At 52.0% G+C, this 23,728-nt stretch carries 16 protein-coding genes and 1 pseudogene; 13 read left to right on the plus strand and 4 right to left on the minus strand.

All coding sequences use genetic code 11. The features are described 5' to 3' along the window. Positions 1 to 63 precede the first annotated feature (63 nt). The gene (rluD, locus tag IUJ45_RS03195) at positions 64 to 1,188 is read right to left on the minus strand and encodes a 23S rRNA pseudouridine(1911/1915/1917) synthase RluD (protein ID WP_002246063.1); all 1,125 of its coding nucleotides are present in this window, start codon (positions 1,186 to 1,188) and stop codon (positions 64 to 66) included. On the opposite strand from rluD, the gene IUJ45_RS03200 reads away from it, so the two are divergent. Beyond that, positions 1,187 to 1,990 carry an outer membrane protein assembly factor BamD gene (locus IUJ45_RS03200; protein WP_002221259.1) on the plus strand — a complete coding sequence of 268 codons (804 nt, stop codon included), beginning with the start codon at positions 1,187 to 1,189 and terminating at the stop codon, positions 1,988 to 1,990. The genes rluD and IUJ45_RS03200 overlap by 2 nt on opposite strands. Before the next feature lie 57 nt (positions 1,991 to 2,047). Here IUJ45_RS03200 and IUJ45_RS03205 read toward each other — a convergent pair whose 3' ends face one another. Further along, complete coding sequence (locus IUJ45_RS03205; protein WP_153063192.1) at positions 2,048 to 4,267, minus strand: DNA internalization-related competence protein ComEC/Rec2; 2,220 nt, start codon at positions 4,265 to 4,267, stop codon at positions 2,048 to 2,050. Between the two features lie 81 nt (positions 4,268 to 4,348). Between IUJ45_RS03205 and IUJ45_RS11160 the strand changes: the two are divergent. Then, positions 4,349 to 4,540, plus strand: a pseudogene (locus IUJ45_RS11160) (hypothetical protein); the annotation flags it as partial. 1,654 nt (positions 4,541 to 6,194) lie between these two features. After that, positions 6,195 to 11,630, plus strand: a complete 5,436-nt coding sequence (iga, locus tag IUJ45_RS03210) for an IgA-specific serine endopeptidase autotransporter (protein WP_002249300.1) — start codon at positions 6,195 to 6,197, stop codon at positions 11,628 to 11,630. Between the two features lie 178 nt (positions 11,631 to 11,808). Here iga and trpB read toward each other — a convergent pair whose 3' ends face one another. Both trpB and IUJ45_RS03220 read right to left on the minus strand, forming a co-directional pair. After that, entirely contained in the window at positions 11,809 to 13,011 is a 1,203-nt protein-coding gene (trpB, locus tag IUJ45_RS03215; RefSeq protein ID WP_002225482.1) for a tryptophan synthase subunit beta, read from the minus strand. Between the two features lie 82 nt (positions 13,012 to 13,093). After that, positions 13,094 to 13,783, minus strand: coding sequence for a uracil-DNA glycosylase family protein (locus IUJ45_RS03220; RefSeq protein ID WP_082308624.1), 690 nt, complete (start codon positions 13,781 to 13,783; stop codon positions 13,094 to 13,096). Between the two features lie 196 nt (positions 13,784 to 13,979). Here IUJ45_RS03220 and rsmA point away from each other — a divergent pair, with 196 nt between their 5' ends. The 10 genes from rsmA (at position 13,980) to IUJ45_RS03270 (ending at position 22,378) form a co-directional block, all read left to right on the plus strand. After that, positions 13,980 to 14,759 (plus strand): 16S rRNA (adenine(1518)-N(6)/adenine(1519)-N(6))-dimethyltransferase RsmA, encoded by a 780-nt coding sequence (rsmA, locus tag IUJ45_RS03225; RefSeq protein ID WP_002229195.1) that lies wholly within the window; start codon positions 13,980 to 13,982, stop codon positions 14,757 to 14,759. A 172-nt stretch (positions 14,760 to 14,931) separates the two neighbouring features. Further along, positions 14,932 to 15,660 (plus strand): amino acid ABC transporter ATP-binding protein, encoded by a 729-nt coding sequence (locus tag IUJ45_RS03230; RefSeq protein ID WP_002233691.1) that lies wholly within the window; start codon positions 14,932 to 14,934, stop codon positions 15,658 to 15,660. A gap of 72 nt (positions 15,661 to 15,732) precedes the next feature. After that, positions 15,733 to 16,092 (plus strand): hypothetical protein, encoded by a 360-nt coding sequence (locus tag IUJ45_RS03235; RefSeq protein WP_002233690.1) that lies wholly within the window; start codon positions 15,733 to 15,735, stop codon positions 16,090 to 16,092. A 4-nt stretch (positions 16,093 to 16,096) separates the two neighbouring features. Further along, positions 16,097 to 16,543, plus strand: coding sequence for a protein YgfX (locus IUJ45_RS03240; protein ID WP_002246060.1), 447 nt, complete (start codon positions 16,097 to 16,099; stop codon positions 16,541 to 16,543). 30 nt (positions 16,544 to 16,573) lie between these two features. Then, positions 16,574 to 17,848 carry a bifunctional tetrahydrofolate synthase/dihydrofolate synthase gene (gene folC / locus IUJ45_RS03245; protein WP_002246059.1) on the plus strand — a complete coding sequence of 425 codons (1,275 nt, stop codon included), beginning with the start codon at positions 16,574 to 16,576 and terminating at the stop codon, positions 17,846 to 17,848. Positions 17,849 to 17,860: 12 nt separating this feature from the next. After that, positions 17,861 to 18,859: a cell division protein FtsN gene (gene ftsN / locus IUJ45_RS03250; RefSeq protein ID WP_002214152.1), complete on the plus strand. Its 999-nt coding sequence runs from the start codon at positions 17,861 to 17,863 to the stop codon at positions 18,857 to 18,859. Then, entirely contained in the window at positions 18,852 to 19,349 is a 498-nt protein-coding gene (locus IUJ45_RS03255; RefSeq protein WP_002237644.1) for a CvpA family protein, read from the plus strand. The genes ftsN and IUJ45_RS03255 overlap by 8 nt, the downstream gene beginning before the upstream one ends. 208 nt (positions 19,350 to 19,557) lie before the next feature. After that, on the plus strand, positions 19,558 to 21,102 hold the full coding sequence (gene purF / locus IUJ45_RS03260) for an amidophosphoribosyltransferase (protein WP_002236814.1): 1,545 nt from the start codon (positions 19,558 to 19,560) through the stop codon (positions 21,100 to 21,102). Between the two features lie 99 nt (positions 21,103 to 21,201). After that, entirely contained in the window at positions 21,202 to 21,693 is a 492-nt protein-coding gene (gene greB / locus IUJ45_RS03265) for a transcription elongation factor GreB (RefSeq protein ID WP_002236813.1), read from the plus strand. Between the two features lie 58 nt (positions 21,694 to 21,751). Then, entirely contained in the window at positions 21,752 to 22,378 is a 627-nt protein-coding gene (locus IUJ45_RS03270) for a phosphoribosylanthranilate isomerase (protein WP_002246057.1), read from the plus strand. The last annotated feature ends 1,350 nt before the right edge of the window (positions 22,379 to 23,728 follow it).

Here is a 23,728-nt window from a genome sequence, read left to right on the forward strand (position 1 = left end):
CGGGAACGATTGCCCGGCTGCTCCGGTTCGGCTGCCTGCGTTCGCCCCGCCTTTCAAGCCGCCTCACTCCCTTACATAAACCACTTCGACATCGTAGTCGTCTTCGTTCCAATCGTCATCGTCGTCCGCGCCGAATTTGTCCTGCCATTCCTCTTCATTGCTCAAAGACGAATCCAAACCGGCTTCAAGACGGAGGACAGACAATAAATGATATATGTCGTCCGGAATCGGTGCCTCAAACGAAACGGTTTCGCCGCTTTCCGGATGGGTAAAACTCAAGCGGTAGGCGTGCAACGCCTGACGCGCGCCCAGACTTTTAACGGCTTCTTTCACCGTGTCGCCGCACGGGTGGCGCGGGTTGCCGTAAACCGGGTCGCCGGCAAGCGGATGGTTGGCCTCACGCATATGGACGCGGATTTGGTGCGTCCTGCCTGTTTCGAGCGAGCATTCGATATAGCTGTGCGCCAGATAGCGTTCCAACACTTTGACGTGGGTAACGGCTGGTTTGCCGCCGAATTTGACGACTGCCATTTTCAGGCGGTTGTGCGGATCGCGTCCGATTTGGGTTTCGATTTTACCGTCAAAGGGAACGATGCCGTTGGCGACGGCGCGGTAAATGCGTTTGACCGTGCGTTCCTGAAGCTGCCGCACAAGGGAATTTTGCGCCGGCAGGGTTTTGGCAACCACCATCAGCCCGCTGGTTTCCTTGTCGAGGCGGTGGACGATGCCCGCGCGCGGAATTTGGGACAGCTCGGGGCAATGCGCCAACAGGCCGTTGAGCAGCGTCCCCGTCCAGTTGCCCGCCGCCGGATGCACCACCAGTCCGGCCGGTTTGTTGACGACGATGACGGTATCGTCTTCGTAAACAATATCCAAAGCCATAGGCTCTGGAACAAACGCCAGATTTTCCTCACTCGGACGGACGGTTACACGGATTTGCTCACCGCCTATCATTTTGTCTTTGGGTTGCGAAGGTTTATCGTTTACAATAACCGCGCCCTCTTTAATCCATAATGTCAGGCGGCTGCGCGAATAGTCGGGCAGAAGTTTCGCCAACACCGCATCCAACCGCCCGCCGGCAAGCTCGAGCGGAACGGTCAGACCGATACGGTTTTCAGTTTCGGAAGCTGACGCAAAGTCTGAATCGTCGCTATAATCGGATTCATTATCAAAGGAAGTATTCTGCATGAAAAAAATTCTTTTAACGGTTTCATTAGGTTTGGCACTGAGTGCCTGTGCCACTCAAGGTACGGTCGATAAAGATGCCCAGATTACCCAAGATTGGAGTGTGGAGAAGCTCTATGCCGAAGCCCAGGACGAGCTGAACAGCAGCAATTATACGCGGGCTGTCAAGTTATACGAAATCTTGGAATCGCGCTTCCCCACCAGCCGCCATGCCCGGCAGTCGCAACTGGATACCGCATACGCCTATTATAAAGACGATGAAAAAGACAAAGCTCTGGCGGCAATCGAACGCTTCCGCCGCCTTCACCCGCAACACCCGAATATGGATTACGCGCTGTATCTGCGCGGCTTGGTGCTGTTCAACGAAGACCAGTCCTTCCTGAACAAACTGGCCTCGCAAGACTGGTCCGACCGCGACCCGAAAGCCAACCGCGAAGCGTACCAGGCGTTTGCGGAACTCGTCCAACGCTTCCCCAACAGCAAATACGCCGCCGATGCGACCGCACGCATGGTCAAACTGGTCGATGCACTGGGCGGCAATGAAATGTCGGTGGCGCGCTACTACATGAAACGCGGCGCATATATCGCCGCCGCCAACCGCGCCCAAAAAATTATCGGCAGCTACCAAAATACACGCTATGTCGAAGAATCGCTCGCCATCTTGGAACTTGCCTACCAAAAACTCGGCAAACCACAGCTTGCCGCCGATACGCGCCGCGTGTTGGAAACCAACTTCCCGAAAAGCCCGTTTTTGACGCACGCTTGGCAGCCCGACGATATGCCTTGGTGGCGTTACTGGCATTAAGCCCATCCTCGAAATGCCGTCTGAAGCCCTTTCAGACGGCATTTTATGTTTCAAACCTCATTCAAACGGTTTTTTCTGCCAATAGAATTTATACCCTCTCAAACGTTGAGCCTTCACGCCGCCGCGCCCCAAGCCGAATTGCAGCGCGCCCGACAAATCGGTACGCAGCAGTTTGATGCCGTGTGCGCGGACACGGTTCTGCACCGCTTCGGTCGGATGTTTGTAGGCGTTGGCATAACCGCTTGACGCTACCGCATATTCCGGTGCGACCGTATGCAAAAACAACCCTGATGATGAAGTATTGCTGCCGTGATGCCCCAATACCAACACCTGGCTGTACAGGTTTGAGCCGTATTTTTTAACCAACTCCGCCTCGCCTTTCGTATCCAAATCGCCCGTTACCAGCAGTGCCGCACCACCAGCCACAACACGCAAAACACAACTTTTCCCATTATCATCGATGTTTTTGCGTTCAGACGGCATCAAAAACTCGAAATCCACGCCGTCCCATTGCCAACGCTGTTCCGCACAATGCCGCGCCCCCTCATAAAATTCCGGCTGCCCGGCATAAATCCCGCCGTTCGGTATCTTGCCGACTGCCTGAAAACCGCCGTCGTGGTCGCTGTCGTGATGCGACAGAACCAGCTTGTCCAAACGGCGGACACCCGCCGCATTCAAACTCGGCACAATCCCCATCTGCGCCGCCGCTGCCGTTCCGGTGTCAAACAAAAGATGATGATTTGCCGTCTGAACCGACACCGACAAACCCTGCCCCGCATCCCAAACCGTAACCGCAGCCTCATTTTCCGGCACGCTGGGCGGACGGTAAAACACAAACCCTGCCAACAGCAACACCGCCCACGGACGCAAACCCAAGCCGCGCGGCAGCAACAACAGCAAAGCGGCACACACCGCCAACACCAGCAGCGGCAAAGGTGCGGCGGCAACGGCAAACTCCGGCGACACACCGGCAAGCCATACCAAAAACCTCAAAGTATATTCTGCCAAGAATGCTGCCGCCTGCTGAAGCGGCGCAAACGGCACGACCGAACCCAGCAACGCCAGCGGCGTCAATACCCAAGAAAACCACGGAATCGCCACCGCATTGACCAAAGGGCTGATTAAAGGCAGCGAAGCAAACAGATAACCGAGCAAAACCAACGACAACACCGAAGCCGCCCACTGCCCGCGCAAAGCAGTTTGCCGTTTCCCCTCGTGCAAACGCCCCGAACACGCCCATATCAGGGCCGCCACCAAACCAAAAGACAGCCAAGTCCCCACACCCAAGACCGCCGACGGGTCGAACAGCAGCACCGCCGCCAACGCCTGCCACCACGTCGCCCACGCCGACAGTCTTCCCCTACGCCAAGCCCACGCAAACGCCGCCAACATCAAAACACTGCGCTGCGTCGGCACGGAAAAACCGGCAAGCAGCGCGTAAAACAGCGCGCCTGCACACCCCGCCGCCAAAACCCACACGCGCGGCCGGGCAGGAAGGCGCGGGGAACAGGCAAGCAGCCGCTTCGCCAGCCACGCAAACATCACCGCCACCATCGTAACGTGCAAACCCGAAATACTGACCAAATGCGTCAGCCCCAACGGCCGGAACGCCTGCCACAATTCGGGGCGCAATGCCGACTGTTCGCCCACGCTCAACGCGCGCATCAGCCCGATGCCGTCTGAAAGCCCGCCGTCCGCATCCGCCTGCTGCCAATTACGGCTGATGCGGCTGCGCCAAACCGCAATCCCCCAACCGCTTCCGTCATGCAGCAAAACCCTGTCCGCACCGACCGTCCCCGCGCCGCCTATCCCGTTGGATAATGCCCACGCCTCACGGTTCAAACCGCGCAGGTTCAACTCCCCGACGACGGGGTGCACACGTGCCGTTATCCGCCATCTGCTCCCGACCGCCCATTCGCGCCGTTTGTAGTCCGACAGCAGCAAATCAAACGTCCGACCACCGCTGTCCACAGCCTTTGCCGCAAACTGCACGCGCCGCCCGTCCGACCTCGGCATATCCGCCACTTCCACTGTCAAAGGCACGCCTGAAACCGCCTCCGCCCGCCATTGCGAAGACAATGCCGCCTCCGTCCTGAATACGCCGTAAGCCGCGCCCGCCAACACGCACAGCATCAGACCGGCAAACGCAAAACGCCTTGCAAACACAGCAAAAACCGCAAAAGCCGCCAGCCAAAACAGCCAATGCGGCACGACCGGCAGCGCAAACGAAGCCGCCGCGCCGACAACCCAACACGGCAAAAACCAACGACGGAACACGTCTCCCCACCCCAGATATTTCAAAAATAAACGGATAATAAAGCAAATCCGAAAAACCGTCATAACAAGATTTGAAAATGATATAGTGGTTTAAATTTAAATCAGGACAAGGCGACGAAGCCGCAGACAGTACAAGCAGTACGACAAGGCGAGGCAACGCTGTACTGGTTTTTGTTAAACCACTATAAGAATGCAAACGAAAAGCCTCAGTATTATCCGAGACAACGGCAAACTTTCCATCGTCATTCCCACGAACCCACATCCCGTTATTACCACGAAAGCGGGAATCTAGGACTCAGGGTTAAGAAAACCTACATCCCGTCATTCCCTCAAAAACAGAAAACCAAAATCAGAAACCTAAAATCCCGTCATTCCCTCAAAAACAGAAAACCAAAATCAGAAACCTAAAATCCCGTCATTCCCACGAAAGTGGGAATCTAGGTCTGTCGGTGCGGAAACTTATCGGGTAAAACGGTTTCTTTAGATTCCACGTTCTAGATTCCCGCCTGCGCGGGAATGACGATTCATAAGTTTCCCGAAATTCCAACATAACCGAAACCTGACAGTAACCGTAGCAACTGAACCGTCATTCCCACCACTTTTCGTCATTCCCACCACTTTTCGTCATTCCCACGAAAGTGGGAATCCAGAATCTCGGACTTTCAGATAATCTTTGAATATTGCTGTTGTTTTAAGGTCTAGATTCCCGCCTGCGCGGGAATGACGAATCCATCCGTACGGAAACCTGCACCGCGTCATTCCCACGAACCCACATCCCGTTATTACCACGAAAGCGGGAATCTAGGACGCAGGGTTAAGAAAACCTACATCCCGTCATTCCCTCAAAAACAGAAAACCAAAATCAGAAACCTAAAATCCCGTCATTCCCACGAAAGTGGGAATCTAGGTCTGTCGGTGCGGAAACTTATCGGGTAAAACGGTTTCTTTAGATTCCACGTTCTAGATTCCCGCCTGCGCGGGAATGACGATTCATAAGTTTCCCGAAATTCCAACATAACCGAAACCTGACAGTAACCGTAGCAACTGAACCGTCATTCCCACCACTTTTCGTCATTCCCGCGAACGCGGGAATCCAGAATCTCGGACTTTCAGATAATCTTTGAATATTGCCGCTGCCTTAAGGTCTGGATTCCCGCCTGCGCGGGAATGACGGCCGCAGATGCCCGACGGTCTTTATAGTGGATTAACAAAAATCAGGACAAGGCGGCGAAGCTGCAGACAATACAAACAGTACGGAACCGATTCACTTGGTGCTTCAGCACCTTAGAGAATCGTTCTCTTTAAGCTAAGTCGAGGCAACGCTGTACTGGTTTTTGTTAATCCGCTATATTCCGCCATCTCTAAGATTTACAGCGATACACGGGGGATTTAAGGAATGCCCGAACCATCATTCCCACCACTTTTCGTCATTCCCGCTACTTTTCGTCATTCCCGCCACTTTTCGTCATTCCCACGAAAGTGGGAATCCAGAATCTCGGACTTTCAGATAATCTTTGAATATTGCTGTTGTTCTAAGGTCTAGATTCCCGCCTGCGCGGGAATGACGAATCCATCCGTACGGAAACCTGCACCGCGTCATTCCCACGAACCCCCATCTCGTCATTACCACGAAAGCGGGAATCTAGGACGCAGGGTTAAGAAAACCTACATCCCGTCATTCCCGCACAAGCGGGAATCCAAAAACAAAAAGTCGCAGAAATTTAACGGAAGAACCGAACCCCGAAAATCGGCTTCCCGCCTTCGCTTGAATAACAGAACAAAGGAAGCGGAAATAAAAACATCGGGATTCTTTTTTTAAATTGACAATAAAACACCAAAATTAATGATTTACACAACAAAAAATAGTCAACACCGCCAAACCGGCGTAAAATACAAGACATTATCACCCTTAAAACGGTAAAACCTTATGAAAACCAAACGTTTTAAAATTAACGCCATATCCTTATCCATCTTTCTTGCCTATGCCCTTACGCCATACTCAGAAGCGGCATTGGTCAGAGACGATGTCGATTATCAAATATTCCGTGACTTTGCAGAAAACAAAGGCAAATTTTTTGTCGGCGCAACCGATTTATCAGTGAAAAACAAACAAGGTCAAAACATCGGCAACGCATTATCCAACGTACCGATGATTGATTTTAGCGTTGCAGATGTCAACAGACGTACATTAACCGTCATCGATCCCCAGTATGCCGTCAGCGTCAAACATGTAAAAGGAGACGAAATCTCTTATTACGGGCATCACAATGGGCACTTAGATGTTAGCAATGATGAAAACGAATATCGTTCAGTTGCACAAAATGACTACGAACCAAATAAAAATTGGCATCACGGTAATCAAGGTCGTCTTGAAGACTACAACATGGCACGCCTTAATAAATTCGTAACAGAAGTCGCACCTATTGCACCAACCAGTGCAGGCGGCGGCGTTGAAACCTATAAAGATAAAAACCGTTTTTCTGAGTTTGTGCGAGTTGGAGCAGGTACGCAATTTGAATATAACAGCCGCTACAATATGACAGAGCTTTCACGAGCTTATCGTTATGCCATTGCAGGTACGCCTTATCAAGACGTGAATGTCACATCGAATCTAAATCAAGAAGGCTTGATTGGCTTCGGTGATAATTCAAAACATCATTCCCCAGAAAAACTCAAAGAAGTTTTATCTCAAAACGCATTGACTAACTATGCTGTGTTAGGCGATAGCGGTTCACCATTATTTGCTTATGATAAACAAGAAAAACGCTGGGTCTTTTTAGGTGCTTACGATTATTGGGCAGGCTATCAAAAAAACTCTTGGCAAGAATGGAATATCTATAAAAAAGAATTTGCAGATGAAATCAAACAACGCGATAACGCCGGCACCATCAAAGGTTATGGCGAACATCATTGGAAAACCACGGGCACAAACAGCCATATCGGTTCGACAGCGGTAAGGCTTGCCGGCAATGAAAGGGGTGCAAACAACGGACAGAATGTTACCTTTGAAAACAACGGCACTTTGGTATTGGATCAAAACATCAACCAAGGCGCGGGCGGTCTGTTTTTCAAAGGCGATTACACAGTCAAAGGTGCAAATAATGGCATCACTTGGCTAGGTGCAGGGATTGATGTTGCCGACGGCAAAAAAGTCGTTTGGCAAGTCAAAAATCCGAATGGCGACAGATTGGCAAAAATCGGCAAAGGCACATTAGAAATAAACGGCACAGGCGTTAACCAAGGGCAATTAAAAGTCGGCGACGGTACGGTTATTCTGAATCAACAAGCCGATGCCGACAAAAAAGTCCAGGCTTTCTCCCAAGTCGGCATTGTGAGCGGGCGCGGTACATTGGTGCTGAACAGTCCGGACCAGATTAACCCGAATAATCTGTATTTCGGTTTCCGTGGCGGTCGTTTGGATGCCAATGGCAATGACTTGACTTTTGAACACATCCGCAACGTGGATGAAGGCGCGCGCATTGTCAACCACAACACAGACCGCGCCTCCACAATCACATTAACCGGCAAATCATTAATTACCGCTCCTCAAAATCTTTCTGTTTATGAAATCCGAAATGATTACGATGATGACGATTATTATGGCTATTACAGCTATAGAAAACCCATTCCGCAAGGCAAAGATCTTTATTACAAAAACTATCGTTATTACGCCCTAAAATCCGGCGGCAGCGTGAACGCACCGATGCCCGAAAACGGACAAACGGAAAATAACGACTGGATTTTAATGGGCAGCACACAAGAAGAAGCCAAGAAAAACGCGATGAACCACAAAAACAATCAGCGTATTAGCGGTTTTAGCGGTTTCTTTGGCGAAGAAAACGGAAAAGGACATAACGGCGCATTAAACCTTAATTTCAACGGCAAAAGCGCGCAAAACCGTTTCTTGTTAACAGGCGGCACGAATTTAAACGGAAAAATAAGCGTAACTCAAGGCAATGTCTTGTTATCAGGTCGTCCAACACCACACGCAAGAGATTTTGTGAACAAATCTTCAGCCCAAAAAGACGCACATTTCTCCAAAAACAATGAAGTCGTATTTGAAGACGACTGGATAAACCGCACATTCAAAGCCACAGAAATTACGGTTAATCAATCCGCATCATTCTCTTCCGGCAGAAATGTATCCAACATTACCGCCAACATCACCGCAACAGACAACGCCAAAGTAAATTTGGGTTACAAAAACGGCGATGAGGTTTGCGTGCGCTCGGACTATACCGGTTATGTTACCTGCAACACAGGCAACTTATCCGATAAGGCTTTAAACAGCTTTGGAGCGACACAGATTAACGGCAATGTGAATCTGAACCAGAATGCGGCATTGGTCTTGGGCAAGGCTGCATTATGGGGGCAAATTCAAGGGCAAGGAAACAGCCGTGTCAGCCTAAACCAACATAGCAAATGGCATTTGACTGGCGACAGCCAAGTACACAATCTGTCATTGGCGGATAGCCATATTCATTTGAACAATGCCTCCGATGCGCAAAGTGCAAATCAATACCACACGCTCAAAATCAATCATTTATCCGGTAACGGGCATTTTCATTATCTGACGCACTTGGCGGAAAATCTTGGGGATAAAGTGCTTGTGAAGGAATCCGCATCCGGTCATTATCAGCTCCATGTTCAAGATAAAACAGGCGAACCCAATCAGGAAGGGCTGAATCTCTTTGATGCATCATCCGTACGAGACCGTTCTCACCTTTCCGTTTCCTTGGCGAATCATCACGTCGATTTAGGCGCATTGCGTTATACAATCAAAACAGAAAACGGTATTACCCGATTGTACAATCCTTATGCCGAGAACCGCCGCCGAGTCAAACCGGCCCCGTCTCCTGCCACAAACACGGCTTCTCAAGCACAAACGGACAGTGCACAAATTGCCAAGCCTCAAAATATCGTCGTCGCACCGCCTAGCCCGCAGGCAAATCAAGCCGAAGAAGCAAAACGCCAACAAGCAAAAGCGGAGCAAGTGAAGCGTCAGCAAGCAGAAGCAGAGCGTAAATCGGCAGAGTTAGCAAAACAAAAAGCAGAAGCCGAACGCGAAGCAAGAGAGCTGGCGACCCGCCAAAAAGCAGAACAAGAACGCAGCAGCGCCGAACTTGCACGTCGACATGAAAAAGAACGCGAAGCGGCAGAGTTGTCGGCAAAACAAAAAGTCGAAGCCGAACGTGAGGCTCAAGCATTGGCGGTACGCCGAAAAGCAGAAGCCGAAGAGGCAAAACGCCAAGCTGCAGAGCTTGCACGCCGGCATGAAAAAGAACGCGAAGCGGCAGAGTTGTCGGCAAAACAAAGGGTCGGGGAAGAGGAACGCCGTCAAACAGCCCAATCCCAGCCGCAACGCCGCAAACGCCGTGCCGCACCGCAGGATTATATGGCAGCTTCCCAAGACCGTCCTAAACGCCGCGGACACCGTTCGGTACAGCAAAACAATGTGGAAATTGCCCAAGCCCAAGCAGAACTTGCGCGCCGACAGCAGGAAGAACGCAAAGCGGCAGAGTTGTTGGCAAAACAAAGGGCAGAAGCCGAACGTGAGGCTCAAGCATTGGCTGCGCGCCGAAAAGCAGAAGCCGAAGAGGCAAAACGCCAAGCTGCCGAACTTGCACATCGCCAGGAAGCAGAACGCAAAGCGGCAGAATTGTCGGCAAACCAAAAAGCCGCAGCTGAAGCCCAAGCATTGGCGGCACGCCAACAAAAAGCCCTTGCGCGTCAACAGGAAGAAGCACGAAAAGCTGCAGAGTTAGCCGTCAAACAAAAAGCGGAAACCGAACGCAAAACCGCCGAACTTGCCAAGCAAAGGGCAGCAGCCGAAGCAGCAAAACGCCAGCAAGAAGCTCGCCAGACCGCCGAACTTGCACGTCGTCAAGAAGCGGAACGCCAAGCAGCAGAGTTGTCGGCAAAACAAAAAGCCGAAACAGATCGAGAAGCGGCAGAATCGGCGAAACGAAAAGCTGAGGAAGAAGAGCACCGTCAAGCAGCCCAATCCCAGCCGCAACGCCGAAAACGCCGTGCCGCACCTCAGGATTATATGGCAGCTTCCCAAAATCGTCCGAAACGTCGCGGACGCAGATCTACTCTGCCGGCACCGCCCTCGCCATCATTTGATTCGTCAGCTTACGCAGCACCCAGGGCCTTGCATAATCCGGACTGGTATGAAAATGACTATGAAGAAATCCCCTTGGATGCGTTGGAAGATGAAAATGTATCTGAATCAGTTGACACATCAGACAAACAGCCTCAAGACAATACGGAACTTCATGAAAAATATGAAAATGATTATGAAGAAATCCCCTTGGATGCGTTGGAAGACGAAGATGTATCCGAATCGGTTGACACATCAGACAAACAGCCTCAAGACAATACGGAACTTCATGAAAAAGTTGAGACAGTGAGTTTGCAACCAAGAGCCGCGCAGCCGCGAGCCCAAGCCGCCACTCAGCCGCAAGCCCAAGCCGCCGCGCAAGCTGATGCAGTCAGCACCAATACCAACTCGGCTTTATCTGACGCAATGGCAAGCACGCAATCTATCTTGTTGGATACAGGTGCTTCATTAACACGGCACATTGCACAAAAATCACGCGCTGATGCCGAAAAAAACAGCGTTTGGATGTCGAACATCGGTTATGGCCGTGATTATGCTTCCGCACAATATCGCCGGTTTAGTTCGAAACGCACGCAAACACAAATCGGCATTGACCGCAGCTTGTCCGAAAATATGCAGATAGGCGGCGTATTGACTTACTCTGACAGTCAGCATACTTTTGATCAGGCGAGCGGCAAAAATACTTTTGTGCAAGCCAACCTTTATGGTAAGTATTATTTAAATGATGCTTGGTATATGGCCGGCGATATTGGTGCAGGCAGCTTGAGAAGCCGGTTACAAACGCAGCAAAAAGCAAACTTTAACCGAACAAGCATCCAAACCGGCCTTACTTTGGGCAATACACTGAAAATCAATCAATTCGAGATTGTCCCCAGTGCGGGGATCCGTTACAGCCGCCTGTCATCTGCAGATTACAAGTTGGGTAACGACAGTGTTAAAGTAAGTTCTATGTCAGTGAAAACACTGACGGCCGGACTGGATTTTGCTTATCGGTTTAAAGTCGGCAACCTTACCGTAAAACCCTTGTTATCTGCAGCTTACTTTGCCAATTATGGCAAAGGCGGCGTGAATGTGGGCGGTAATTCCTTCGTCTATAAAGCAGATAATCAACAGCAATATTCAGCAGGTGCCGCGTTACTGTACCGTAATGTTACATTAAACGTAAATGGCAGTATTACAAAAGGAAAACAATTGGAAAAACAAAAATCCGGACAAATTAAAATACAGATTCGTTTCTAAAATACTAAATTCATAGCAAAATAAAATGCCGTCTGAACTCAGGCTTCAGACGGCATTTTTATAGTGGATTAACAAAAATCAGGACAAGGCGACGAAGCCGCAGACAGTACAGATAGTACGGCAAGGCGAGGCAACGCCGTACTGGTTTTTGTTAATCCACTATATCAGACGGACGAGGTTACAGTTTAATCCCTTTGAGCTTCGCGACGGTATTGATGTCTTTGTCGCCACGACCGGATAGGTTGACCAGAATCACTTGGTCTTTGCCCATTTTCGGCGCGTTTTTCACCGCCCAAGCAACGGCGTGGCTGGATTCGAGCGCGGGGATGATGCCCTCGAAGCGGCAGAGCAAGTCAAAGGCTTCGAGTGCTTCGTCGTCTTTGGCAACAGTGTATTCGACGCGCTTGATGTCGTGCAGATGGCTGTGTTCCGGGCCGATGCCGGGGTAATCCAAGCCTGCGGAAACAGAGTGCGTACCCAAAACCTGACCGTTTTCGTCCTGCATCAGATAGCTGCGGAAACCGTGCAATACGCCAATCGGTGCGCCCGAAGTAATCGGCGCGGCGTGATCGGGGGTGTTCACGCCCAAACCGCCAGCCTCCACGCCGACGAGGCGCACGTTTTCTTCGCCGATATACGGGTGGAACAAACCGATGGCGTTCGATCCGCCGCCCACGCAGGCAACGGCAACGTCGGGCTGTCTGCCGATGGCTTCCTGCATCTGCGCTTTAGCTTCGTTGCCAATCACGCATTGGAAATCGCGCACCATTTCGGGATACGGCGCGGGGCCGGCGGCGGTACCGATGATGTAGAACGTGTCGTCCACGCGGGCGACCCATTCGCGCATGGCTTCGTTCATCGCGTCTTTCAGCGTGCGGCTGCCGCTTTCTACACCGACCACGTTCGCACCCAATAATTTCATACGGAACACGTTGGGCATTTGGCGTTGGATGTCGTCCGCGCCCATATACACGTCGCAAGTCATACCGAAGCGTGCGGCAACGGTGGCACTCGCCACGCCGTGCTGACCCGCGCCGGTTTCGGCGATGACGCGTTTTTTACCCATGCGTTTTGCCAACAGTGCCTGACCGATGGTGTTGTTGACTTTGTGCGCGCCGGTGTGGTTCAAGTCTTCGCGCTTCAACCAGATTTGCGCGCCGCCCAGATGTTCGGACAACCGCGCGGCGTGGTAAACGGGGCTGGGCCTGCCGACATAATGTTTCAAATCATGGCGGAACGCTTCCCAAAATTCAGGATCGTTTTTCGCTGCCTTATAGGCATCCGCCAGCTCTTGCAAGGCGGGAATCAGGGTTTCGGAGACATAAAGCCCGCCGTGTTCGCCGAAAAAGCCCTTCTCGTCGGGCGCGTGGTAGTTCTTCATCGGATTCTTCCTTGTGCTTCAAATTTTCAGACGGCATTTCCGTTTTTGCAAACATGCCGTCTGAACGGGAAATTGTCGGCAATTATAACTGTTTTTCACACAAGCCCGCCATTTCGAAAAACGCCCGATACGCCGCCGCTTTTTTCGCCAAACTCAAAGGATAGGCGCGCGAAGTCGAAGGCAGGCGCGTCAGCGTCAAATCCCGTCCGGCAAACGGAAACGGCACGGTTTCGCCCGTTTTCGGCATTTTGATACCGCCGCCCTGAATATCGAGCAGGATTTCCGTCGCCTTGCCGCCTGTCGTACAAATATGGCGGCACTCGGGTATTTTTGCCAACACCGCCGCCAAATCGACGGTTTCAACTACCTTTAAAAACTTGTCGGACGCATTGCCGTGTTCCCTTGCCGCCTTCAACACGGTCGGACAGGACGCAATCCCCCGTTCGTGCAAAAACGTTTTGATTTTCTCCGCGTCAAACGCTTTTTCAGACAACCTTTGGAAATGCGCCGCATCATTAAAAAACACCAGCCCGTAAACGCGCCACATATCGTTTTGGAAATTCGGATAATGAAACTGCATCGCGCGTTTGTCTTCCTTGGGCGGAAACGTCCCCATCATCATGACCGCAGCCTTCGGCGGCAACACGGAATCGAAGGGATGGGTTTCGATTTCAAGCAGATTTTCAGACACGTTCAATCCTCCAACAGGCAAAACGGCAGACAGCCGGTTTTTGCACCAAACCGCCAAACACGGCAAGCCTTCAAACAGCATTATCACGCCCTGCCGTTTTCGGTTACAATGCCGACATCAAACGGATACTGTAAACACATTTATGTTTCAACACACAGGACGACACATAAAGCACCGCCCTATGTGCCGTCCTGATTTGGAAGGAGTTACGCCCCTCCCAAATAGAGTCTGATTCTACCGCCCTAAAGGGCGGGGTTTCAACCGAAAAGGAAACACGATGAAAGAACACAAAGCCCGCAAGCGTTTCGGGCAGAATTTTTTGCAGGACACGCGGATTATCAGCGATATTGTCAACGCCGTGCGCCCGCAGGCGGATGATGTCGTGATTGAAATCGGTCCGGGTTTGGCGGCGATTACCGAACCTTTGGCGAAAAAGCTGAACCGCCTGCACGTTGTCGAAATCGACCGCGACATCGTATGCCGTCTGAAAACGCTGCCGTTTGCGGATAAACTGGTGATTCACGAAGGCGATGTATTGCAGTTTGATTTCAACGGCATCGCAGGCAAAAAGAAAATCGTCGGCAACCTGCCCTACAACATTTCCACGCCGCTTTTGTTCAAGCTGGCGGAGGTGGCGGACGATGTCGTCGATATGCACTTTATGCTGCAAAAAGAAGTGGTCGATCGTATGGTTGCCGCGCCGAAAAGCAACGACTACGGCCGCTTGGGCGTGATGCTGCAATATTTCTTCGATATGGAAATGCTGATTGACGTGCCGCCCGAATCGTTCGACCCCGCGCCGAAAGTGGATTCGGCCGTCGTCCGCATGATTCCGGTGAAACACCGTATCGGCAAGGCGGACGATTTCGAGCATTTCGCCAAACTCGTGAAACTCGCCTTCCACCAACGCCGCAAAACCATACGCAACAATCTGAAAGAGCTTGCAGGCGACGATGATTTGCAGGCAGTCGGCATCAATCCGCAAGACCGCGCCGAACATATCGCGCCGGAGAAATATGTGGCGTTGAGCAATTATCTGGCGGGCAAGGCCGTCTGAAAAGGGAGTAAGCCGATGACGAAATACCTGCTTTTACCCCTGATACTGCCGCTTGCAGCCTGCCTGACCAATCCGAACGACCGTTTTTTTGACGGCAGACGCTACACGCTTCATCATATGGAGCTCCCGTAACGACAACCTGCAACGGCAAATGCCGTCTGAAAGAAAAGACATGATCAAATTCAAAAACGTACACAAACATTTCAAAGACCTGCACGTCATCAACGGCGTAAACTTGGAAATCAAAAAAGGCGAAGTGGTCGTCGTCTGCGGGCCTTCGGGCAGCGGCAAATCCACACTCATCCGCACTGTCAACCAGCTTGAAAGCATCGAAAGCGGCGAGATTTGGGTGGACGGTGTCAACGTTGCCGACCCCAAAACCGATTTGAACAAAATCCGCGAAGAAGTCGGCTTCGTATTCCAAGGCTTCAACCTCTACCCGCACCTGACCGTATTGGAAAACATTACCCTCGCACCGATGAAGGTTAAGGGGCAAAATGCGGAACAGGCGGAGAAAAAGGCAATGGAGCTTTTGGAACGCGTCGGACTGGCACACAAAAAAGACGCCTTCCCTTCCCAACTTTCCGGCGGCCAGCAGCAACGCGTGGCGATTGCACGCGGTTTGGCGATGGAACCGCGCGTAATGTTGTTTGACGAACCGACCTCCGCACTCGACCCCGAAATGGTCGGCGAAGTGTTGAAAGTGATGAAAGACTTGGCAGAAAGCGGCATGACGATGATGTGCGTAACCCACGAAATGGGGTTTGCCCGCGAAGTTGCCGACCGCGTGATTTTCGTCGATAAAGGGCAAATCCTCGAAGACGAAACGCCGGAAGCGTTTTTTACCAACCCGAAACACGAACGCGCCAAGCAGTTCCTGCAACAGGTCATGACCCATTGATGCTATGCCGTCTGAAAACCGAACGTTCAGACAGCATATCCCGACACCGCAAGATGATTGAGAAAGAAAACCATGTATTTTGTTGACCGCACCGCCGTCGTCCTCAAGCCGACCGCGCGCTTTTTGGAATGGCTCAAAAGCACCGACGAAAATATGCCCGACCTGACCATAGAGCAGCTTCGTGCCAACTGTTCCGTCTTCCTCGTTCCGCAGTTCGACGAACCGGAAGCCGTCGTTTCCTACTTCGACGAACGCTACCGCCAGATTTTCGAGGCGGAGCTGGCAGGTTGGGACATCGATAAGGATAAATGGCCGCAAGATATGGGGCTGAAGGCGTTTTGGGAGTTTTTCGATACCGAAATCCACGATATGGTTTTAGACATGGAAGAAGCGGAATTGAACATTACCCCCGTGTTCGACAACATGATGTAAGGCTGTGCGCGCCTTTCAGACGGCATTGAGGCCGTCCCGCATTCTGAACATCCTGACCGTATCGCTCCACTCGGCTTCCCTTGCCGTCTGCCTGACCTGGTTTTACGGCCGGATGATGTGGTTCGGTTTGGCGGCTTTGGCGGCAAGTTACGCATACTCGCTCAGGATAACGAATCTGAAACACCGCCATGCCATAACCGCCATTACCATAGACCGCGACGGACAGGCGGAAATCGTATCCGGCAAAGAAAAAACGGCAAAGGCGGCGGCACTGTCGGGCAGCAGTATGGTTACGCCTTATGCCTTATTCTTACAATGGGACACCGGCGGCAAAACCGTCCGCCACTGCATCACCCCCGATATGGCGGACAAAGAATCCTACCGCAGGCTGAAAGTCTGGGTGCTTTGGCGGCAACCGAAAAAAACCGCCGAAACCGATACATCAGACTGATTTCAGACGGCATTTGAAAACGAAACACTCATGAAAACACTACAAGACTGGCTCTCGCATTTGGAAACCGCCCACAGCGGCGGTTTGATCGACATGGGTTTGGAGCGCACGAGCGAAGTGAAAAAACGCATGAAGCTCGAGCCGCAATGCCCCGTCGTCGTTGTCGCGGGAACCAACGGCAAAGGTTCGGTCTGTGCCTACCTGACACAGATTTACAAACAGGCGGGCTACAAAACCGGTACGCTGACCAGCCCGCATTTATTGCGTTACAACGAACGCATCGCCGTCAACGCCGAACCCGTTTCGGACGATACAATCACCGCTTCCTTCGAACGCATTGAAACCGCGCGCGGTGAAATATCACTGACTTATTTTGAATTCAATGCCTTGGCGGCCGTCGACATCTTCATGCGCGAACAGGTTGACGTGATGATATTGGAAGTCGGCTTGGGCGGACGCTTGGACGCGGTCAACGCATTTGACGGCGATTGCGCGGTGGTTACCAGCGTGGATTTGGACCATCAGGCGTTTTTGGGCGATACGGTCGAACAGGTCGGCTTTGAAAAGGCAGGCGTGTTCCGCAGCGGCAAACCTGCCATCTGCGGTCAAAACCCCGCGCCCGCATCATTGGTCGCACACGCCGAAGCCATAGGTGCAAAACTGCTGATGGTGCAGCGCGATTTCGAGTTTCACGCGATGGAAAACATCCAATGGAACTACCGCTTCCGGCCGCAACATTCAGACAACCCCGCGCGCAACCGCAATGCCCTGCCCTTCCCCGCATTGCGCGGCACATACCAACTTTCCAACGCCGCCTGCACGTTGACCGTATTGGAATGCTTGAACGACAAATTGCCTGTGGACATCGGTGCAATCAAACGCGGATTGCTGCTGGTTGAAAATCCCGGACGCTTCCAAGTCCTGCCCGGCCGTCCGCTGACCGTTTTGGATGTCGGACACAATCCCCACGCTGCCCGCGCCCTGCGCCGCAGCCTGATTAATTTGGCGTTTGCGCAAAAACGCACCGCCGTATTCAGTATGCTGTCCGACAAAGACATAGACGGCGTGTTGGAAATCGTTAAAGACCAGTTTGACGAGTGGTATATCGCACCGTTGGACGTACCGCGCGGCATGACGCTCGAGAGCCTGCAAAACAAACTGCACGAACACAGCATCGAAAACATACAGACATTCGCCGCCGTCCGCGAAGCTTACCGGGCGGCAGCCTCAAAAGCGGGCGAGAACGACAGAATCGTCGTTTTCGGCTCATTTCATACCGTTGCCGATGTCATGTCGGTACTTTAAAAGGAAACTTCTATGTCCGAAAACAAACAAAACGAAGTCCTGAGCGGTTACGAACAACTCAAACGGCGCAACCGCCGCCGCCTCGTAACGGCAAGTTGCCTGGTTGCCGCCTCCTGCATCCTGCTGGCAGCCGCCCTCAGTTCCGGCCCTGCCGAACAGACTGCCGGCGAAACAAGCGGCGTAGAAAACAAAGCGGCAGGTGCGGCACAAACCCCTGCCTTGAAATCCGCCGCCGACAAACCGCAGGACTTGGCAGGCGAAGACAAGCCTTCTGCCGCCGACAGCGAAATCAGCGAGCCTGAAAACGTAGGCGCGCCGCTGGTGCTGATTAACGACCGCCTCGAAGACAGCAACATCAAAGGTTTGGAAGCATCCGAGAAACTGCAACAGGCAGAAACCGCCAAAACCGCACCGAAGCAGGCAAAACAACGCGCTGCCGAAAAAGTGCCGGCAACTGCCGACAGTACGGATACGGTAGCGGTTGAAAAACCGAAACGCACTGCCGAAACAAAACCGCAAAAAGCGGAACGCACTGCCAAAGCCAAGCCCAAAGCCAAAGAAACCAAAACCGCCGAAAAAGTTGCCGACAAACCGAAAACTGCCGCCGAAAAAACCAAACCGGATACGGCAAAATCCGACAGCGCGGTAAAAGAAGCGAAAAAAGCCGACAAGGCTGAAAGCAAAAAAACAGCCGAAAAAGACCGTTCGGACGGCAAAAAACACGAAACGGCACAAAAAACCGACAAAGCGGACAAGACCAAAACCGCCGAGAAGGAAAAATCCGGTAAAAAAGCCGCCATTCAGGCAGGTTATGCCGAAAAAGAACGCGCCTTAAGCCTCCAGCGCAAAATGAAGGCGGCGGGTATCGATTCGACCATCACCGAAATTATGACCGACAACGGCAAAGTTTACCGCGTCAAATCAAGCAACTATAAAAACGCAAGGGATGCCGAACGCGATTTGAACAAATTGCGCGTACACGGTATCGCCGGTCAGGTAACGAATGAATAACCTCCCCGTTGCCGACCTCCTCGTCTCCGCCATCATCGCCGCCTGCATCGTGCTATCCGCGATGCGCGGCGTGATTGCGGAGGCTGGCTCAATGGCGGCATGGGTGGTTGCCTTTTTTTTCGCCAAACTCTTTGCCGCACCCTTCGCCGACATCGCCTTTGCATCGTTCCAACCCCGCCTGTTTGCATTGGCTCTGTCGTTCATTTCCCTATTCGTCATTGCCTGTCTGATCCAGAAAATACTCCGCTCGCTGCTGACCGGGGCAGTTTCGGCGGTCGGTTTGGGCTTTGCCAACCGCATTTTGGGCGGCGTATTCGGTGCATTGAAAGGCATTTTGATTATTACCCTGCTGGTCATGCTCGCTTCAAAAACCGACCTGCCCGATACCGAAGAATGGCGGCAATCTTACACACTGCCGTTTTTCGTATCGCTTTCCGAAGCCGTGTTGAACCATAGCGGCGGCACGGCGGAAACTCCGGAAGACGATTGATTGCCATACGGATATTTCAGACGGCATTCTCTTTTATGCCGTCTGAAATGTTTTTTTCCTTTCCTCAGCCATATCACAGATTAAATCTTATCCTCCATAAACCCACCTATCTGTCCTTCACTCAAATATTGTCAACAATTCAGGCAAAAAACCACCGTTTGCTTTATAATTCCGTTTTACCCTTAAACCTCGAATCGGAGAAGACGATATGTGCGGCGTATTAGGTTTGGTCAGTCATGAACCCGTGAACCAGCTTCTGTACGACGGTTTGCAGATGTTGCAGCACAGGGGGCAGGATGCGGCGGGCATTGCAACGGCGGAAGGCGGTACCTTCCATATGCACAAAGGCAAAGGCATGGTGCGCGAAGTGTTCCGCACACGCAATATGCGCGATTTGGTCGGCAACGCCGGCATCGCCCACGTCCGTTATCCTACTGCGGGCAACGCGGGCAGCAGCGCGGAGGCGCAGCCTTTCTACGTCAGCTCGCCGTTCGGCATCGTTTTGGCGCACAACGGCAACCTCACCAACACGGCCGAACTTTATGAAAACGTGTGCAACAAACACCTGCGCCACGTCAACACCAGCTCCGATTCCGAAGTCTTGCTCAACGTATTCGCGCACGAATTGCGCCGCGAAGTCTCTAAAAACGCCGACCCGCACCGGCTCAATGCCGACAATATTTTCAACGCCGTTGCCGAAGTCCACCGCCTGGTGCACGGCGCATACGGTGTGGTTGCCATGATTGCGGGCTACGGTATGCTTGCCTTCCGCGACCCTTACGGCATCCGCCCGCTGGTATTGGGTTCGCAAACCGACAGCGAAGGCAGGAAATCCTATGCCGTCGCCTCCGAATCCGTCGCCTTCAACGCGCTTGCCTACGATTTGGAACGCGATATCCGGCCGGGCGAAGCGGTATTTGTCGGCTTTGACGGCACAATCATCGCCCGACAATGCAGCGATAAGGCCAAACTCAGCCCCTGCCTTTTTGAATACGTCTATTTTGCCCGTCCCGACTCCGTGATTGACGGCGTGTCCGTTTACCAGTCGCGCTTGGATATGGGCGTGTCCTTGGCGGAAAAAATCAAACGCGAGCTGCCCGTGGACGGCATCGATGTCGTGATGCCCATCCCCGACACCAGCCGCCCCAGCGCGATGGAGCTTGCTGTCCACCTCAAAAAGCCTTACCGCGAAGGTTTGATTAAAAACCGCTATATCGGCCGCACCTTTATTATGCCCGGCCAGGCGACGCGCAAAAAATCCGTGCGCCAAAAACTCAGCCCGATGGAAACCGAATTTGCAGGCAAAAGCGTGTTGCTGGTGGACGACTCCATCGTGCGCGGTACGACCAGCCGTGAAATCGTCGAAATGGTACGCGCGGCTGGCGCGCGCAAAGTCTATATCGCCTCCGCCGCGCCCGAAGTGCGCTATCCCAACGTATACGGCATCGATATGCCCACGCGCGAAGAGTTGATTGCCAATGGGCGCAGCGCGGCGGAAATCGCCGCCGAAATCGGCGCGGACGGCATCGTGTTTCAAGACTTGGGCGATTTGGAAGCCGTCGTCAAAGCACTCAACCCGAAAATCGAATCCTTCGATTCGTCCTGTTTCAACGGCATTTATCAGACCGGCGACATCGATGATGCCTACCTCGACCGCCTGTCTGCCGAGAAATCCGGCTGCGGCGGTCTGAAAATCCACCCGAGCAGGATGGAACACAGCATCAGCATCAGCGATGCGGGCGACGAAGAATAAGGCTTCCCAAACCGCGATGCCGTCTGAAATCCGAACGCCGGGTTTTCAGACGGCATTTCCCATATCGGCATCACATTTCCCGTTTCATCCGCACACAATATGAGTACCGAAACCAAAAACTACATTACGCCCGCCGGATGGCAGGCATTGAAAGACGAGCTTTATCAACTGGTTAATAAAGAACGCCCCGAAATCGTCCAAATCGTCAACTGGGCGGCAGGCAACGGCGACCGCAGCGAAAACGGCGACTACCTTTACGGCAAACGCCGTATGCGCGAAATCGACCGCCGCATCCGTTTCCTGACCAAGCGTTTGGAAGCCGCCGTCGTCGTTGATCCCGAATTGCGCGAAGCGACCGACCAAGTGTTTTTCGGCGCGACCGTCGGTCTGTTGCGCGGCGACGGGCGCGAGCAAACCGTCAAAATCGTCGGCATCGATGAAATCGATACCGCGCAAAACAAAATTTCTTGGATTTCGCCGCTGGCTCGTTGTCTGATTAAAGCGCGTGAAGGCGACGAAGTGGTTTTAAACACGCCGGAAGGGCGTGAGGAAATTGAAATCCTTTCTGTCGAATACATCAAAATCGACTGATCGGGAATGCCGTCTGAAACGGCACAAACGCGCCGTTTCCCAAATAAAGGAATACCGAATGAGGAAAATCCGCACCAAAATCTGCGGCATCACCACACCGGAAGACGCACTGTATGCCGCCCACGCCGGCGCAGACGCATTGGGACTGGTTTTTTACCCCCAAAGCCCCCGCGCTGTCGACATCATTAAAGCACAAAAAATCACCGCCGCACTGCCGCCGTTTGTCAGCGTTGTCGCCCTTTTCGTCAACGAAAGCGCGCAAAACATCCGCCGCATCCTTGCCGAAGTACCGATACACATCATCCAATTCCACGGCGACGAAGACGACGCATTCTGCCGCCAGTTCCACCGCCCCTATATCAAGGCCATTCGTGTTCAGACGGCATCAGACATCCGAAACGCCGCCGACCGCTTCCCCGACGCTCAGGCACTGCTGTTCGATGCCTACCATCCTTCGGAATACGGCGGCACCGGACACCGCTTCGACTGGACGCTGTTGGCGGAATATTCGGGCAAACCGTGGGTGCTTGCCGGCGGGCTGACCCCTGAAAACGTCGACGAAGCCATCCGCATCACCGGAGCGGAAGCGGTCGATGTATCCGGCGGCGTGGAAGCGTCTAAAGGCAAAAAAGACCCAGCCAAAGTTGCCGCCTTTATCGCAACCGCCAACCGCCTATCCCGTTAAAGCAACAAAAATTGCCGCCGGAATGACTTATAGTGGATTAACAAAAACCAGTACGGCGTTGCCTCGCCTTAGCTCAAAGAGAACGATTCTCTAAGGTGCTGAAGCACCAAGTGAATCGGTTCCGTACTATTTGTACTGTCTGCGGCTTCGTCGCCTTGTCCTGATTTTTGTTAATCCACTATAATCTAAAAAATTTATGCTATTAAATCAGTAATTTCTGATGAATTTTGAAAACTTAATCCCGTCATTCCCGCTCAGGCGGGAATCCGGTTCATTGAGTTTCAGCTATTTAGAATAAATTTTGAAACTCTAATCGCGTCATTCCCACGAAAGTGGGAATCCAGGACGCAAAATCTCAAGAAACCGTTTTACCTGATAAGTTTCCGCACTGACAGACCTAGATTCCCGCCTGCGCGGGAATGACGAATCCATCCATACGGAAACCTGCATCCCGTCATTCCCACGAAAGTGGGAATCCAGTTTTTTGAGTTTCAGTCATTTCCGATAAATTGCCTTAGCATTGAATGTCTAGATTCACGCCTACGCGGGAATGACGGATTTTAGGTTGGGGGCATTTATTGGAAAAAGCAGAAACCTGAAATTCGTCATTCCCGCGCAGGCGGGAATCCAGTGCGTTGAGTTTCAGCTATTTAGAATAAATTTTGAAACTCTAATCGCGTCATTCCCACGAAAGTGGGAATCTAGCTTTTTGAGTTTCAGTCATTCCCGATAAATTGCCTTAGCATTGAATGTCTAGATTCCCGCCTGCGCGGGAATGACGGGATTTGAGGTTGCGGCATTTATCGGAAAAAACAGAAAACCAAAAACAGAAACCTAAAATTCGTCATTCCCGCGCAGGCGGGAATCCAATGCGTTGAGTTTCAGCTATTTAGAATAAATTTTGAAACTCTAATCGCGTCATTCCCACGAAAGTGGGAATCTAGAAATTTAATGTTGCGGCACTAGCCAAAAAAACCGAAACCGAACGGACTAGATTCCCGCCTGCGCGGGAATGACGGCTGCAGATGCCCGACGGTCTTTATAGTGGATTGAGACCTTTGCAATAACATAGGTTACTAAAATTTTATGCTCAATCTCATTTTCAAAATGCAAAACTTTTCTGATTTTTCCTACTTTTTGCTCAATATTAGGAAGGTTTTAGGCAATTGAAAATTTTTTGGCGCATTTTTATGCGTCAAATTTCGTTAACAGACTATTTTTGCAAAGGTCTCGGATTAACAAAAATCAGGACAAGGCGACGAAGCCGCAGACAGTACAAATAGTACGGAACCGATTCACTTGGTGCTTCAGCACCTTAGAGAATCGTTCTCTTTGAGCTAAGGCGAGGCA

The sequence above is a fragment of the Neisseria meningitidis genome, assembly GCF_022869645.1.
Classification (GTDB): Bacteria; Pseudomonadota; Gammaproteobacteria; order Burkholderiales; family Neisseriaceae; genus Neisseria; species Neisseria meningitidis.

Excerpts from the sequence above, each read along its gene's own strand:
- IUJ45_RS03200 (WP_002221259.1), top strand. The coding sequence starts at position 1,187 with ATGAAAAAAATTCTTTTAACGGTTTCATTAGGTTTGGCACTGAGTGCC.
- rluD (WP_002246063.1), bottom strand. The coding sequence starts at position 1,188 with ATGCAGAATACTTCCTTTGATAATGAATCCGATTATAGCGACGATTCA.
- iga (WP_002249300.1), top strand. The coding sequence starts at position 6,195 with ATGAAAACCAAACGTTTTAAAATTAACGCCATATCCTTATCCATCTTT.
- trpB (WP_002225482.1), bottom strand. The coding sequence starts at position 13,011 with ATGAAGAACTACCACGCGCCCGACGAGAAGGGCTTTTTCGGCGAACAC.
- IUJ45_RS03220 (WP_082308624.1), bottom strand. The coding sequence starts at position 13,783 with ATGCTGTTTGAAGGCTTGCCGTGTTTGGCGGTTTGGTGCAAAAACCGG.
- rsmA (WP_002229195.1), top strand. The coding sequence starts at position 13,980 with ATGAAAGAACACAAAGCCCGCAAGCGTTTCGGGCAGAATTTTTTGCAG.
- IUJ45_RS03230 (WP_002233691.1), top strand. The coding sequence starts at position 14,932 with ATGATCAAATTCAAAAACGTACACAAACATTTCAAAGACCTGCACGTC.
- IUJ45_RS03235 (WP_002233690.1), top strand. The coding sequence starts at position 15,733 with ATGTATTTTGTTGACCGCACCGCCGTCGTCCTCAAGCCGACCGCGCGC.
- folC (WP_002246059.1), top strand. The coding sequence starts at position 16,574 with ATGAAAACACTACAAGACTGGCTCTCGCATTTGGAAACCGCCCACAGC.
- ftsN (WP_002214152.1), top strand. The coding sequence starts at position 17,861 with ATGTCCGAAAACAAACAAAACGAAGTCCTGAGCGGTTACGAACAACTC.
- IUJ45_RS03255 (WP_002237644.1), top strand. The coding sequence starts at position 18,852 with ATGAATAACCTCCCCGTTGCCGACCTCCTCGTCTCCGCCATCATCGCC.
- purF (WP_002236814.1), top strand. The coding sequence starts at position 19,558 with ATGTGCGGCGTATTAGGTTTGGTCAGTCATGAACCCGTGAACCAGCTT.
- greB (WP_002236813.1), top strand. The coding sequence starts at position 21,202 with ATGAGTACCGAAACCAAAAACTACATTACGCCCGCCGGATGGCAGGCA.
- IUJ45_RS03270 (WP_002246057.1), top strand. The coding sequence starts at position 21,752 with ATGAGGAAAATCCGCACCAAAATCTGCGGCATCACCACACCGGAAGAC.